Here is a 12,755-nt window from a genome sequence, read left to right on the forward strand (position 1 = left end):
GACCGGGCGACCGGGACCGCCGGACGCGCGCCCGACCGGCCGCGACGCCGTCCGGCGCGTTGTCTTCGAGATGCGTCGCCGGCGGACCTGGCCGACGGTGGGACCGCGGTGCAGACCCCGCCGCGTCCCCCGGGCGCGGCGTGCGCCCGGGGCGTCCACCGACGAGGAGGAACCCATGACTCGCACGGTCTCCGCATTCATGACGCCGCACCCGACGGTCGTCGAGGTCACGGACACGCTGCACGCGGTCGCCCAGACCATGGCGACGCAGGACGTCGGGTCGCTCGTCGTCGCCGAGGACGGCGCCGTCGTCGGCATCGTCACCGACCGCGACCTCGTGGTCCGCGGCCTCGCCCAGGGCATCGGCCTCGACGCGCCCGTCGGGCAGCTCGCGACGGGCGACGTGGTCACGGTCGGACCCGACGACGACGTCGACGAGGTCGTCCGCCTCATGCGCGAGCGCGCCGTCCGGCGCGTGCCCGTGGTCGACGGCGACCCGGCCGTCGGCATCGTGAGCATCGGCGACCTGGCGGTCGACCTCGACCCGGACTCGGCCCTCGCCGACATCTCGGAGGCCCCGCCGAACGACTGACCGGAACCTCGTCGGCCGCGGCGCGCGGCGGGACGGGACCGCGGGTGCACGACTGCCCCGGCCGCTCCCGCCGCGCGCCGTCGGCGCCTACAGCACGAGGCTCAGCAGCAGGACCAGGATCAGCCCGGTCACCGACAGGACGGTCTCCATCAGGGACCACGTCTTGAACGTCTGGCCGACGGTCATGCGGAAGTACTCCTTGACCAGCCAGAACCCGGCGTCGTTGACGTGGCTGAGGAACACGGACCCGGCCCCGATCGCGAGGACGAGCAGCGCGACGTGCGTGGGCGTGAGGTCGGCGGCGAGCGGCGCGACGATGCCCGCGGCGGTGATGGTCGCGACGGTCGCCGACCCGGTGGCGAGGCGGATGAGGACGGCGACGAGCCAGCCGGCGAGCAGCGGCGAGATGGGCGCGTCGGCGAGCGCGTTCGCGATGACGTCGCCGACACCGGAGTCCACGAGCGTCGCCTTGAACCCGCCGCCCGCGGCGACGATGAGCAGGATCGACGCGATGGGCGCGAACGACTTGTCGACGAGCGTGCTGACCTGCTGGCGGGTGCGGCCGAGCGCTGTGCCGAGCAGCACGAGCGCGACGAGGGACGTGACGAGCAGCGCGACCAGCGGTGTGCCGAGGAACGCGAGCGCGCGCCCGGCGCCGCTCTCCTCGGCGCCCGCGGCCTCGACGACGGTGCGCGCGAGCATGAGGACGACGGGCAGCAGCACGACGGTGAGGGCGGTCGCGAACGCGGGGCGGCGGTGCTCGTCGTCGCGCTCGGCCTCGCCGAGGAAGCGCTCGGGCGCCTCGATCGGGACCCACCGTGCCATCGGGCGTGCGAGGAGCGGGCCGCTGATGATCACGGTCGGGACCGCGACGAGCAGACCGAGCCCGAGGGTGAGCCCGAGGTCGGCGCCGAGCGCGTCGATCGCGATGAGCGGACCTGGGTGCGGCGGGACGAGCCCGTGCAGCGCGGACAGGCCCGCGAGCGCGGGGATGCCGACGAGGATCAGCGGCACGCGGGACCGTCGCGCGACGAGCATGACGACGGGGATGAGCAGGACGACGCCGACCTCGAAGAACAGCGGGATGCCGATGACGAACGCGATGAGCGCCATCGCCCACGGCAGCCGGCCGGCCGGGGTGCGCGCGAGGATCGTGTCGACGATCTCGTCGGCGCCACCGCTGTCCACGAGCAGCTTGCCGATGATGGCGCCGAGCGCGATGAGCAGCCCGACGCCGGCGACCGTCTCCCCCACGCCCTTGACGAAGCTCGCGAACGCGTCGGGGTAGGCGATGCCTGCGACGACGGCGAGGACGCCGGAGCCGATGGTGAGCGACAGGAACGGGTGCAGCTTCGCCCAGACGATGAGCACGACGATGACGGCGATGCCGACGACCGCGGCGACGACGAGCCGGACGTCGCTGACGCCCTCGGGTGCGGCGGCGACGAGCGTGTGGAGCACGATGCCTCCCTGCGGGTCAGACGGGTCGGTCCGGGTGGAGCGCGCGCAGCGCGCGCTCGACGACGTCGGCGGGCGGGACGTCGAAGACGACCGTGACGCCGTCCTCGGCGTCGGTGAGCGGCTCGAGCGTCGCGAGCTGCGACGGGAGCAGCGACGTCGGCATGAAGTGCCCGGCGCGGTGGGCCATGCGGTCGGCGATGAGCTCGCCCGGCCCGGACAGGTGCAGGAAGCGGACGCGCCCCTCGGCGTCCCGCAGGACGTCCCGGTAGGCGACCTTGAGCGCGGAGCAGGTGACCACGGTGTCCTGCCCGTCGCGGGCCCGGGCGGTGAGCCAGTCGCGGATCGCCGCGAGCCACGGCGCGCGGTCGTCGTCGGTCAGCGGGGTGCCGGCCGCCATCTTCGCGACGTTCTCGGGCGGGTGGAACGCGTCGGCCTCGGCGTAGGGGCGTGCGAGCCGTTCCGCGAGCAGCCGGCCGACGGTCGTCTTGCCCGACCCGGCGACTCCCATGACGACGACGTGCTCGACCGGCATCGCTGCCCCCCTCGCGACGGTCCGGCACCGCCGCTGCGCTCGACGGGTCCGCGTCGAGCCTCGCACGCCGTGCACCTGCTCGCAGCACCGGACGGCCGGGACGCGTGCCCGGCACGCCGGGGTGTGCCACCGTGACGACGTGACCACGTTCCGCACCGTCCTGATCCGCTCCGGCGCGAACAACGTCGGCATCGACGTGCCCGAGGAGCTCGTCCTCGGGCTGGGGGCGGGCAGGCGGCCGCCGGTGGTCGTGACGCTCAACGGCTACACGTACCGCTCGACGGTCGCGCCGATGGGCGGCCGCTTCCTGGTGCCCGTGTCGGCCGCGGTGCGCGCTGCCTCGGGGGTCGCGGGCGACGAGGAGCACGACGTGACGCTCGTGCTGGACGACCAGCCCCGCACGGTCGAGCTGCCGGAGGACCTCGCCGCCGCGCTGGACGCCGCAGGGCTGCGGGCGGCGTTCGACGCGCTGGCGCCGTCGCACCGCAAGGAGCACGTCCGCAGCGTCGTCGAGGCGAAGCAGCGAACGACGCGTGAGCGGCGGGTCGCGAAGGTGGTCGACGCGCTGCGCTGACATCGGACGGGGCCCGTCCAGGCCTGGCCGGCGGACCCGCGCGCCGACGACGTCGCAGGTCGGGGCCCTGGGTGTGGCCGAACGCACACGTCGTCGGCCGGGGCATTCGTCCTGACCCGCCCGTTATGCACGAGACGCGTGTCGGTGGTCGGGCCTACGGTCGTGGAGGACTAGCGAGCCGCCGCTGCGGCCCGCACTCGTGGGGGGACGCCACGACGAGGGGTCTCGTCGTCGTGCCCTCACGCCGGTTGTACCTGCGACACACCCAGGGGATGGACCCATGAAGCTGCACGCCACCCGCACCCGTCTCGTCGTCGGCGCCGCGACGGCCGCGCTCGCCGCGACGGCCTTCCTCGCCGGCTGCTCGGACTCCGGCTCGGACGACGACGCGACGCCGACCGGCACGAGCGCCGAGGTGACCTCGGGCACGGACGAGGAGGCGTCGGGCAAGGTCGAGGTCATCGACCAGACGCACCTGCTCCTCGCGACCGCGCAGGACACGCTCGAGGCCCGCGGCCTCACGGTCGAGACCGTCGACTCGACCGGGCAGGGCCGCACGGTCGACGACCCGACGCTGTGGGTCGTCGTCGCGCAGGACCCGCTGTCGGGCGAGGTCGACGCCGGCACCGTCGTCACGCTGGACGTCCGCCGCACGGACGACCCGGCGTCCTGACACCCGCTCCCGAGGGCGGCCCCCGCAGCACGCGGTGGGCCGCCCTCGGCGTTCCTGCACCTGTCGAGGCGTGGCGCCGCGCGGCTCGTGGCGGCCGGGCGGGGCGGTCCGCGTGTGGTGGGATGCCCCGGTGACGACGACGTTCCTGCGCCCGGGCGACCGGGTCCTGCTCACCGGCGACTCCGTGACGGACTGGGGTCGCGACCGCTCCGACCCGACGAGTCTGGGGCACGGGTACGCGGGGATCGTCGCGGCTCTCGCGGGTGCCCGCCGCCCCGACCTGGCGCTCGAGTTCCTCAACCGCGGCGTCGGCGGCGACACGTCGGCGATGCTGCGGGCCCGGTGGGAGCCGGACGCGCTGGCGCTCGAGCCGCAGGTCGTCTCGGTCCTGGTCGGCATCAACGACACCTGGCGGCGCTACGACTCCGGCGTGCCGACGTCGACCGCCGAGTACGAGGACAACCTCGGCGCGATGCTCTCGTCGGCCGCCGACCGGCTGGGCGCGCGGTTCGTCCTCGTCGAGCCGTTCCTGGTCGCCGTGACCCCGGACCAGCACGCGTGGCGCGAGGACCTCGACCCGCGCATCGCGGTCGTGCGGCGCCTGGCCGCCGAGCACCGGGCGGTGCTCGTGCCCGCCGACGGCCTGTTCGCGGCCGCTGCGGTGCGGACGTCGTCGGCGGCGTGGGCGTACGACGGCGTGCACCCGACGCCCGCGGGGTTCGGCCTGCTCGCGGAGGCGTGGCTCGACGCCGTCGGCGTGGGCGCGCGCTGACCAGCGGCGCCGCGTGGTCCGAGGGGTGGAGGGCCTTTGCGCGGGCCTGGGCTTGGAGATAACGTCGGCGCGACTGCGGTCGCCCGACGGGCGACCCCGCGCTCGTCCCGAGACGCGGTGAGCAGTCCGCGACCGGAGGAGAGCGATGAGCGTGCAGACCCGCACCGCCGTCTCCGTCGCCCCCGCGCAGGCCGCGCGCTGCTGTCGCTGTCGGTAGAGCGCTGGCGACCCTCGCGCGAGGATCACCTGACCGGGGCGTGCGCCCCGCCCCGCCAGTGCTCGCCCCGCCGCACCACCCCGCCGGCCTCCCGACGCGCCCCGTCCCCCGGTCCGGCGGACCCGCACGCTGTCCCCCACCCCTGCACGCCGCTCCCACCCGGACGGGACGGCTCGACCGAAGAGGAACCATGGCCCGCATCTACGACGACGCGACCGCGCTGATCGGCAACACCCCGCTGGTCCGCATCAACAAGATCACCGACGGCGCCCCCGCCACGGTGGTCGGCAAGCTCGAGTTCTACAACCCGGCCAACTCGGTCAAGGACCGCATCGGCGTCGCGATCATCGACGCGGCCGAGGCGTCGGGCGACCTCAAGCCGGGCGGCACGATCGTCGAGGCGACGTCCGGCAACACGGGCATCGCGCTCGCGTTCGTCGGTGCGGCACGCGGCTACAAGGTCGTCCTCACGATGCCGGAGACGATGTCGAAGGAGCGGCGCGCGCTGCTGCGCGCGTTCGGCGCGGAGCTCATCCTCACGCCGGGCTCGGAGGGCATGAAGGGCGCGGTCAACAAGGCCGACGAGGTCGTCAAGGAGCGCGAGGGCGCGATCCTGGCGCGTCAGTTCGCCAACGAGGCCAACCCGGCGATCCACCGCCGCACGACGGCCGAGGAGATCTGGGCCGACACGGACGGCGAGATCGACATCCTCGTCGCGGGCATCGGCACGGGCGGCACGATCACGGGCGTCGGCCAGGTGCTCAAGGAGCGCAAGCCGGGCGTGAAGATCGTCGGCGTCGAGCCGGCCGAGTCGCCGATCCTCAACGGCGGCGCCCCCGGCCCGCACAAGATCCAGGGCATCGGCGCGAACTTCGTGCCAGAGATCCTCGACACCTCGGTCTACGACGAGATCATCGACGTCGACGCCGAGACGGCCGTCGCGGTCGCGCGCCGCGCCGCCGCCGAGGAGGGCCTGCTGGTCGGCATCTCGTCGGGTGCCGCGCTGCACGCCGCGAAGCTCCTCGCGCAGCGTCCCGAGAACGCGGGCAAGCTGATCGTCGCGATCATCCCGTCGTTCGGCGAGCGCTACCTGTCGACGATCCTCTACGCCGACCTGCTCGACTGAGCGTCCGGCCGCCCGCCCCCCCGCTCAGACCGGAAGGCTCATGACCGCACCCCTGCGCCTGCTGGACCTCCTGAAGGAGGACCTCGACGCCGCCCGCCACCGCGACCCCGCGGCGCGCTCGGCCCTCGAGGTCGCCCTCGGCTACCCCGGCGTGCACGCGGTGTGGGTCTACCGGGTGGCGCACCGGATGTGGCGGGAGCCCGGTCTCCGGCTGCCCGCGCGACTGCTGTCGCAGCTCGCGCGGGCAGCCACCGGGGTCGAGATCCACCCCGGTGCCCGGCTCGGGCGGCGGCTGTTCATCGACCACGGCATGGGCGTGGTCGTCGGCGAGACCGCCGAGGTCGGCGACGACGTGGTGCTGTTCCACGGGTCGACGCTCGGCGGCAAGTCCATGCGGCGCGGCAAGCGCCACCCCACGCTCGGCGACGGCGTCGTCGTCGGTGCGGGCGCCAAGATCCTCGGGCCGGTGTGGGTCGGGAACGGCGCCCAGGTGGGGGCCAACGCGGTCGTGATCCACGACGTCCCGGCCGACGCGATCGCCGTCGGCGTGCCCGCGCAGATCCGGCTGCGGCCGAAGGCGGCGCCGTTCGACGTCGAGGTCGACGACCCCGCGATCTACATCTGACGCGACCGCGTCACGACCGGGTCGACGAGCCTCGCCCGCCCGGTCGTCGGGCTGCGCCCCGGTCTCTGTCGTTGGCGTCGGGCGCGCGGTGCCGGCGCACCGTGTTCGCGCACTTGTTCTAGTTGTGTGCAAACAACTAGAGTTGACGCATGCTGCTGCGCGTCGACCCTTCCTCCCCCGAGCCGCTGTTCCAGCAGCTCGCGGACCAGGTGCGTCGTGCCGTCGCCCGCGGCGAGCTCACCGCGGGTGCGCGCCTCCCCGCCGCCCGAGAGCTCTCGACGTCGCTCGACATCAACCTGCACACCGTGCTGCGCGCCTACCAGGAGCTCCGCGACGAGGGCGTCATCGAGCTCCGGCGCGGCCGCGGTGCCGTCGTCGCCCGCACGGACGACCTCGCCGCGCTGCACGAGGCCGTCGACCAGGTGGTGCAGACCGCCCGCCGGCTGCACGTCCCGCCCGCCACCACGCTCGCCCTGCTCAAGGAGGCCCTCCGGTGACCGCCGACCACCGCCCGACCATCCCCCACCGCCGAGCGACCACCCTGGTCACGCTCGTCGCACCCGTCGCGCTCACCGCCGTCGCGGTGCTCGTGGCGCTGACGTGGGCGGACGAGCTGCCCGACCCGGTCGCGACGCACTGGGGCCCCGGCGGCACACCCGACGACTTCTCGTCCCTCGCGGGTGCGCTGCTGCTGCTCGCCCTCACGTCGGTCCTGCTGTCGCTGTCGTGCTGGGTGCTCGCCCTGCGGCTCGGCGCCGAGGCGACCACGCGCCGCATCGCCGCCGGGACGTCCGTCGGCATCGCCGCGCTGCTCGCGGTCCTCGTCGTGGGCTCGCTCGCGCTGCAGCGCGGACTCGACGACGCGCGCGACACCGGTCCGATCACGGGTGTCGTCGTCGCCGCGTTCGCGACGGGCCTCGTGCTCGGCGTCGTCGCCGCACTCCTGGTGCCCGGAGACCCCGACGTCACCACGACCGACGCCCCGCCCGCCGACGCAGCACGGCTGCCCCTCGCGCCCGACGAGCGCGCCGCGTGGACCGTGAGCGTGTGGTCACCCGCGGCGATCGGCGTCGCGCTCCCCGTGATCGCGCTCCAGGTCGTGCTGTCGATCGTGCTCGACACCTGGCTCCTCCTCGCGATCGCCGCCGTGCTCGCCGCGCTGCTCGCGACGATGCTCGTCCTGCGCGTCACGGTCAGCGCCGCCGGGCTGGTCGCACGCTCGCCGCTCGGCTGGCCGCGCGTGCACGTCCCGCTCGAGCAGGTCGTCGCCGCGCACGCGGAGACGATCAGCCCGCTGCGGGACTTCGGCGGGTGGGGATACCGCGTGGCGCTCGACGGTCGGGCCGGGTTCGTCCTGCGCGCGGGTGACGCACTCGTCGTCGAGCGGACCGGCGGGCGCACCACGGTCGTCACGGTCGACGACGCCGCGACAGCCGCCGCCCTGCTCAACACGCTCGCCGAGCGCTCCCGGGTCTCCTGACGGGTCGGCCGGAGCCGGGGCAGCCGCGCGAGGCGACCGACCGGTAACCTGACCGCCGCGCGTCACCGCCGACGCGCCGGTCGAGCGGAGGGTGGACGGATGCGCCTCGGGTACTACGTCGGGTACTGGTCGGCCGGTCCGCCGCCGGGCGCGCAGGAGGCCGTGCTCGCCGCGGAACGGCTCGGCTTCGACTCGGTCTGGACGGCCGAGGCGTACGGGTCCGACGCGCTGACCCCGCTCGCGTGGTGGGGCGCCCGCACGTCGCGGATCCGCCTCGGCACCGCGATCGCGCAGCTCTCCGCCCGGACCCCGACGGCCGCCGCGATGGCCGCGCTCACGCTCGACCACCTGTCCGGCGGGCGCTTCGTGCTCGGGCTCGGCGCGAGCGGTCCGCAGGTGGTCGAAGGCTGGTACGGCCAGCCGTACCCGCGGCCGCTCGCCCGCACCCGGGAGTACGTCGACATCGTCCGCCACGTGCTCGCACGCGAGGCGCCCGTGACCTACGACGGCGACTTCTTCCGCCTGCCGCTCCCCGCGGACCAGGGCACGGGCCTCGGCAAGCCCCTGCGCTCGACCGTGCACCCGCTGCGCGCCGACCTGCCGATCCACCTGGCCGCCGAGGGGCCGCGCAACACCGCACTCACGGCCGAGATCGCCGACGGCTGGCTGCCGATGTTCTACACGCCGCGCATGGACGCCGAGCACCGTGCGCTGCTCGCCGAGGGGTTCGCGAAGCGGTCCGGCGCGCTCCGGCCGGTCGACGAGTTCGAGGTCACGGCCGCGGTACCCGTCGTCCTGGCCGACGACGTCGAGCAGGCCGCCGACGCGATCCGCCCCCACGTCGCGCTGTACGCGGGCGGGATGGGTGCGAAGGGCGCGAACTTCCACCGCAACGTGCTCGACCGGCTGGGCTACGCCGAGGCGTGCGACGAGATCCAGGCGCACTACCTCGCGGGCGACAAGGCGCGGGCCGTCGCCGCGGTCCCGACCGAGCTCGTGCGCGAGATCGCGCTCGTCGGGACCCCGGACGACATCCGTGCGCAGCTCCCGGCGTGGCAGGGCACCGCGATCACGACGATGCTCGTCCAGACCGACCCGCGCGCGCTGCCCGCGGTCGCCGCGCTGCTGGCGGGCGCGGTCGACGCACCCGCGGACGCCGTCTGACGTGGACCGGCACGCGGAGGCCCGCTGACGTGGACGACGACTACGTCGAGGCCGTGCTCGACCTCGTCGCGACGATCCCGTCGGGTCGCGTCATGACCTACGGGACGGTCGCCGAGGTGGTGAGCGAGCAGGCCGTGCGCGAGGGTGGGCGACCCCGCGGCGGACCGCGTCAGGTCGGTCAGGTGATGAGCCGCGCCGGGTCGGGAGTGCCGTGGTGGCGCGTCGTCAACGCGCAGGGCGCGCCGCCCGCACGGCACCGCGTGCGCGCGATGGAGCAGCTCGTCGCCGAGGGGACGCCCCGGACCGCCGACGGCTCGCGCGTCGCGCTCCGGCGGGCGATCTGGTTCCCCGCCGACTGACCGTCGCCGGCTCGGACGCCTGACCGCCGTCTCGCTGACGCCCGCGAGGGTGCCGGGCAGGGGTCCAAGCCCCGATCCCCGTGTGAGCGGCTCCGTCTGCCGGGGCTCCGGCTCAGTCGCGTCGGACCAGCACGAGGGCGCGGTCGTCCGAGTCGTCGGCGCGCACCGCCGCGAGCACGGCCGCGGCACCGCCGGCGCGCGGGGCGAGCACGCGGTCGGCCGCGCCCATCAGCCGGTCGAGGCCGCGGTCCAGCGACGTGCCGGGCGTGTCCACCAGCCCGTCGGTGTAGAGCAGCAGCACGTCGCCGGGCTCGAGGCGCCCGTACCGGGGCCGGTACGGCAGGTCGTCGACGACCCCGAGCGCAGGGCTGCCGACGGTGTCGACCACGTCGAGCCGGCCCGCGCCCGCGTGCAGGTGCAGCGGCGGCGGGTGCCCGGCCGACGCGACCGTGTAGTCGCCCGAGGAGAGGTCGACGGCGACGTGCACGGCCGTCGCGAAACCCTCCTCCCAGTCCTGGTCGAGCACGTACGCGTTGGCCGCCTGCAGGAACGACTCGGTCGGCAGCGCACCGAGCAGCCCGCCGAACGCGCCGGACAGCTGCAGGGACCGGACGCCCGCGTCGAGCCCCTTGCCCGAGACGTCGACGAGCACGACCTCGAGCACCGCCCCGCGGCGTAGCCGCGCGACCATGAAGTCGCCCGAGAACGCGTCGGCGTGCGCGGACCGGATCTCGGTGTCGACCGACCAGCCCGCCGGCAGCGCGGGCACGCGGCCGTGCGCGGACAACCGGTCCCGCAGGTCGACGAGCATGTGCCCGCCGGGCGCGCCGCGCAGTCCCAGCCGGTCGCGCTCGTTCGCGAACACGAGCGCGACGACCGTCGCGACGCCGATGAGGACCACCACCCCGGGCACCATCGCCGGGACGTCGGCCAGCATGAGGACGAGCGCCTCGACGAGCACCACGACGCAGAGCGCCGCGAGCGGGTGCAGGCGCAGCAGCACGACGCCCGCGAGGAGCAGCAGCAGGAGCGTCGACGGGGGCACCCACCGCGACTGCAGGACGATCCCGGCGACGACCGCGCCCGACAGCAGGATCAGCAGCCCCGCCAGACCTCGCTGCGAGCGCAGGACGCGCCGCCGCACGGCGAGCACGATCCGCGTGAGGGGTCCCGGGCCGACCACCGCGCCCGTCGTCATCGCTCGAGCGTATCCGCAGGTCGCGGCCACGAACAGGGCGGCAGGACCGGTCCGTCGTCGGGAAACCGCTCGCGCGCACCGCTGGCGGCCCGCGACCATGGCGACCATGAGCCGCCTGCCCGAGGGGTACCGCGTCGTCGCCGTGCCCGAGACCCGTCAGACCGAGTTCCTCGAGACCGACCGCCTGGCGTTCGCGTTCGACTCCACACCCGAGACCGACGCGATCGTGCCGCTCACGGTGCCGTTCGACCGCACGATGGGCGTCGAGGCGCCCGACGGCTCGCTCGCCGCCGTCCACGCGTCCTTCCCGTTCACGCTCCCCGTCCCCGGCGGCAGCGTCGCGTGCTCGGGTCTCACCTGGGTCGGGGTGCGGCCCGACCAGCGCCGCCGCGGCCTGCTCACGACGATGATCGACAGCCACTTCACGCGCTCGCTCGACCGCGGCGAGCCCGTCTCGGCGCTGTTCGCCGCGGAGCACGCGATCTACGGACGGTTCGGCTACGGCTCGGCCGCCGACGACCTGCGCGTCAAGCTGTCGCGCGGGGCCGCGCTGCGCGACGTCCCGGGGTCGGCCGACCTCACGGTGCGCTTCACGACGCTCGACGCGTTCGCGCACCGCGACGTGCTCGACGCCGTGCACCGCGCGGCGGGCGCCGGACGGCCGGGGTGGATCACACGCGACACCGAGGTGCTGCGCCGTCGTCAGCTCGTCGACCCGCCCGCGTGGCGCGACGGCGGGGAGCCGCTGCGGCTCGCGACGGTCCACGACACCGCGGGCGAGGTCCGCGGGTACGCGACGCTGCGGCGCAAGGACGTGTGGACCGAGGGCGGCCCGCGGTACGAGGTCCGCGTCCGCGAGGCCGTCGCGGTCGACGCGGCCGCCGCGCACCGGCTCTGGTCGTTCGTGCTCGACCTCGACCTCACCGCGACGGTCGAGGGCCCGATGCTCCCCGTCGACGACGCGCTGCTGCACCAGCTCGTGGACCCGCGCGGGATCGTGCCGAAGATGGTCGACAACCTGTGGGTGCGTCTGCTCGACGTGCCCGCGGCACTCACCGCACGCCGCTACGCCGCACCCGTCGACGTCGTGCTCGACGTCCGCGACGCGCTGCTGCCGGCCAACGCGGGGCGATGGCGCGTCACGACGGCGACGAGCCCGACGGACGGCGCGTGGGAGGCGCGCGTCGAGCGCACGGAGGACGCCGCCGACGTGGCGCTCGACGTGCGCGAGCTGGGGGCGCTCTACCTCGGCGGGCGCTCGCTCGCCGCGCAGGTCCGGGCCGGGCTCGTCACGCCGGTCCGCGCGGAGGCCGTGCAGGGGGCGGCCTCGGCGTTCGGCTGGCCGGTGGCGCCGGTCTGCAGCTGGGTGTTCTGACCGGGGACGGGCGCGCGCGGGTCGACCTCACGCGTGCCCGTCCGCCCGGTCGACGTCGTCGGCCGCCCTGCCCTCGCGCCCGGCGAGTGGGCGTCGGCGACGCGTGCCCTCGCGCGCGGCGCTCGTCAGCCGCGCGTGCGCTCGTACTCCGCCAGCAGGTCGATGCGGCGCTGGTGGCGCGGGTCCTGGCTGAACGGCTCCGCGACGAACGCGTCGACGAGCGCGATCGCCTCGTCGACGGAGTGCTGGCGGGCGCCGATCGCCACGACGTTCGCGTCGTTGTGCTGGCGGCCCAGTCGCGCGGTGTCGAAGTTCCAGGCGAGCGCCGCGCGCACCCCGGTGACCTTGTTCGCGGCGATCTGCTCGCCGTTGCCCGACCCGCCGATCACGACGCCGAGGCTGCCGGGCTCCGCGACGACGGCCTCGCCCGCGGCGAAGCAGAACGGCGGGTAGTCGTCGAGCGCGTCGTACGTGTCGGCGCCGTGGTCGACGACGTCGTGCCCCTCGGAGCGCAGGTGCTCGACGAGCGCGACCTTGAGCTCGAAACCGGCATGGTCGGAGGCGACATGGATCCGCATGGGGTCATCCTGCCGCACCGGTCCGCGAC

General features: G+C 75.1%; 15 protein-coding genes. 11 read left to right on the top strand and 4 right to left on the bottom strand.

Annotation, left to right across the window (positions count from 1 at the left end):
- Positions 1-175: 175 nt before the first annotated feature.
- Entirely contained in the window at positions 176-592 is a 417-nt protein-coding gene (locus KOV94_RS09655; RefSeq protein WP_218051912.1) for a CBS domain-containing protein, read from the top strand.
- An 87-nt stretch (positions 593-679) separates the two neighbouring features.
- Here the strand turns inward: KOV94_RS09655 and KOV94_RS09660 are convergent, their stop codons facing one another.
- Complete coding sequence (locus KOV94_RS09660) at positions 680-2,053, bottom strand: GntT/GntP/DsdX family permease (RefSeq protein WP_235843467.1); 1,374 nt, start codon at positions 2,051-2,053, stop codon at positions 680-682.
- A gap of 16 nt (positions 2,054-2,069) precedes the next feature.
- Positions 2,070-2,585, bottom strand: a complete 516-nt coding sequence (locus KOV94_RS09665) for a gluconokinase (protein ID WP_218051913.1) — start codon at positions 2,583-2,585, stop codon at positions 2,070-2,072.
- A 139-nt stretch (positions 2,586-2,724) separates the two neighbouring features.
- Here KOV94_RS09665 and KOV94_RS09670 point away from each other — a divergent pair, with 139 nt between their 5' ends.
- The 9 genes from KOV94_RS09670 (at position 2,725) to KOV94_RS09710 (ending at position 9,575) form a co-directional block, all read left to right on the top strand.
- Entirely contained in the window at positions 2,725-3,159 is a 435-nt protein-coding gene (locus tag KOV94_RS09670) for a YdeI/OmpD-associated family protein (protein WP_124343239.1), read from the top strand.
- Between the two features lie 280 nt (positions 3,160-3,439).
- Positions 3,440-3,832: a PASTA domain-containing protein gene (locus tag KOV94_RS09675; RefSeq protein ID WP_124343238.1), complete on the top strand. Its 393-nt coding sequence runs from the start codon at positions 3,440-3,442 to the stop codon at positions 3,830-3,832.
- 130 nt (positions 3,833-3,962) lie between these two features.
- The gene (locus KOV94_RS09680) at positions 3,963-4,604 is read left to right on the top strand and encodes an SGNH/GDSL hydrolase family protein (RefSeq protein WP_218051914.1); all 642 of its coding nucleotides are present in this window, start codon (positions 3,963-3,965) and stop codon (positions 4,602-4,604) included.
- Positions 4,605-5,011: 407 nt separating this feature from the next.
- Entirely contained in the window at positions 5,012-5,947 is a 936-nt protein-coding gene (cysK, locus tag KOV94_RS09685; RefSeq protein WP_124343236.1) for a cysteine synthase A, read from the top strand.
- A 40-nt stretch (positions 5,948-5,987) separates the two neighbouring features.
- Positions 5,988-6,572 (top strand): serine O-acetyltransferase EpsC, encoded by a 585-nt coding sequence (epsC, locus tag KOV94_RS09690; protein ID WP_218051915.1) that lies wholly within the window; start codon positions 5,988-5,990, stop codon positions 6,570-6,572.
- 149 nt (positions 6,573-6,721) lie between these two features.
- A complete protein-coding gene (locus tag KOV94_RS09695; RefSeq protein ID WP_124343234.1) occupies positions 6,722-7,069 on the top strand; it encodes a GntR family transcriptional regulator in 348 nt (115 codons plus the stop codon).
- Entirely contained in the window at positions 7,066-8,052 is a 987-nt protein-coding gene (locus KOV94_RS09700) for a DUF1648 domain-containing protein (RefSeq protein ID WP_218051916.1), read from the top strand. The genes KOV94_RS09695 and KOV94_RS09700 overlap by 4 nt, the downstream gene beginning before the upstream one ends.
- 99 nt (positions 8,053-8,151) lie before the next feature.
- Positions 8,152-9,216 carry an LLM class F420-dependent oxidoreductase gene (locus KOV94_RS09705; RefSeq protein ID WP_218051917.1) on the top strand — a complete coding sequence of 355 codons (1,065 nt, stop codon included), beginning with the start codon at positions 8,152-8,154 and terminating at the stop codon, positions 9,214-9,216.
- Between the two features lie 29 nt (positions 9,217-9,245).
- Entirely contained in the window at positions 9,246-9,575 is a 330-nt protein-coding gene (locus KOV94_RS09710; protein ID WP_124343231.1) for an MGMT family protein, read from the top strand.
- A gap of 112 nt (positions 9,576-9,687) precedes the next feature.
- Here the strand turns inward: KOV94_RS09710 and KOV94_RS09715 are convergent, their stop codons facing one another.
- Entirely contained in the window at positions 9,688-10,773 is a 1,086-nt protein-coding gene (locus KOV94_RS09715; protein ID WP_124343230.1) for a PP2C family protein-serine/threonine phosphatase, read from the bottom strand.
- Between the two features lie 106 nt (positions 10,774-10,879).
- Here KOV94_RS09715 and KOV94_RS09720 point away from each other — a divergent pair, with 106 nt between their 5' ends.
- Positions 10,880-12,148 (top strand): GNAT family N-acetyltransferase, encoded by a 1,269-nt coding sequence (locus tag KOV94_RS09720; protein WP_124343229.1) that lies wholly within the window; start codon positions 10,880-10,882, stop codon positions 12,146-12,148.
- A 125-nt stretch (positions 12,149-12,273) separates the two neighbouring features.
- On the opposite strand, the gene KOV94_RS09725 is transcribed toward KOV94_RS09720, so the two are convergent.
- Positions 12,274-12,726, bottom strand: coding sequence for a ribose-5-phosphate isomerase (locus KOV94_RS09725; RefSeq protein WP_218051918.1), 453 nt, complete (start codon positions 12,724-12,726; stop codon positions 12,274-12,276).
- Positions 12,727-12,755 lie beyond the last annotated feature (29 nt).

Origin of the sequence: Cellulomonas algicola (assembly GCF_019024305.1) — a bacterium.
GTDB classification, from domain to species: domain Bacteria; phylum Actinomycetota; class Actinomycetes; order Actinomycetales; family Cellulomonadaceae; genus Cellulomonas; species Cellulomonas algicola.

Coding starts and splice junctions, on each gene's coding strand:
- KOV94_RS09655 (WP_218051912.1), top strand. CDS start 176: ATGACTCGCACGGTCTCCGCATTCATGACGCCGCACCCGACGGTCGTC.
- KOV94_RS09665 (WP_218051913.1), bottom strand. CDS start 2,585: ATGCCGGTCGAGCACGTCGTCGTCATGGGAGTCGCCGGGTCGGGCAAG.
- KOV94_RS09675 (WP_124343238.1), top strand. CDS start 3,440: ATGAAGCTGCACGCCACCCGCACCCGTCTCGTCGTCGGCGCCGCGACG.
- cysK (WP_124343236.1), top strand. CDS start 5,012: ATGGCCCGCATCTACGACGACGCGACCGCGCTGATCGGCAACACCCCG.
- epsC (WP_218051915.1), top strand. CDS start 5,988: ATGACCGCACCCCTGCGCCTGCTGGACCTCCTGAAGGAGGACCTCGAC.
- KOV94_RS09695 (WP_124343234.1), top strand. CDS start 6,722: ATGCTGCTGCGCGTCGACCCTTCCTCCCCCGAGCCGCTGTTCCAGCAG.
- KOV94_RS09705 (WP_218051917.1), top strand. CDS start 8,152: ATGCGCCTCGGGTACTACGTCGGGTACTGGTCGGCCGGTCCGCCGCCG.
- KOV94_RS09715 (WP_124343230.1), bottom strand. CDS start 10,773: ATGACGACGGGCGCGGTGGTCGGCCCGGGACCCCTCACGCGGATCGTG.
- KOV94_RS09720 (WP_124343229.1), top strand. CDS start 10,880: ATGAGCCGCCTGCCCGAGGGGTACCGCGTCGTCGCCGTGCCCGAGACC.
- KOV94_RS09725 (WP_218051918.1), bottom strand. CDS start 12,726: ATGCGGATCCATGTCGCCTCCGACCATGCCGGTTTCGAGCTCAAGGTC.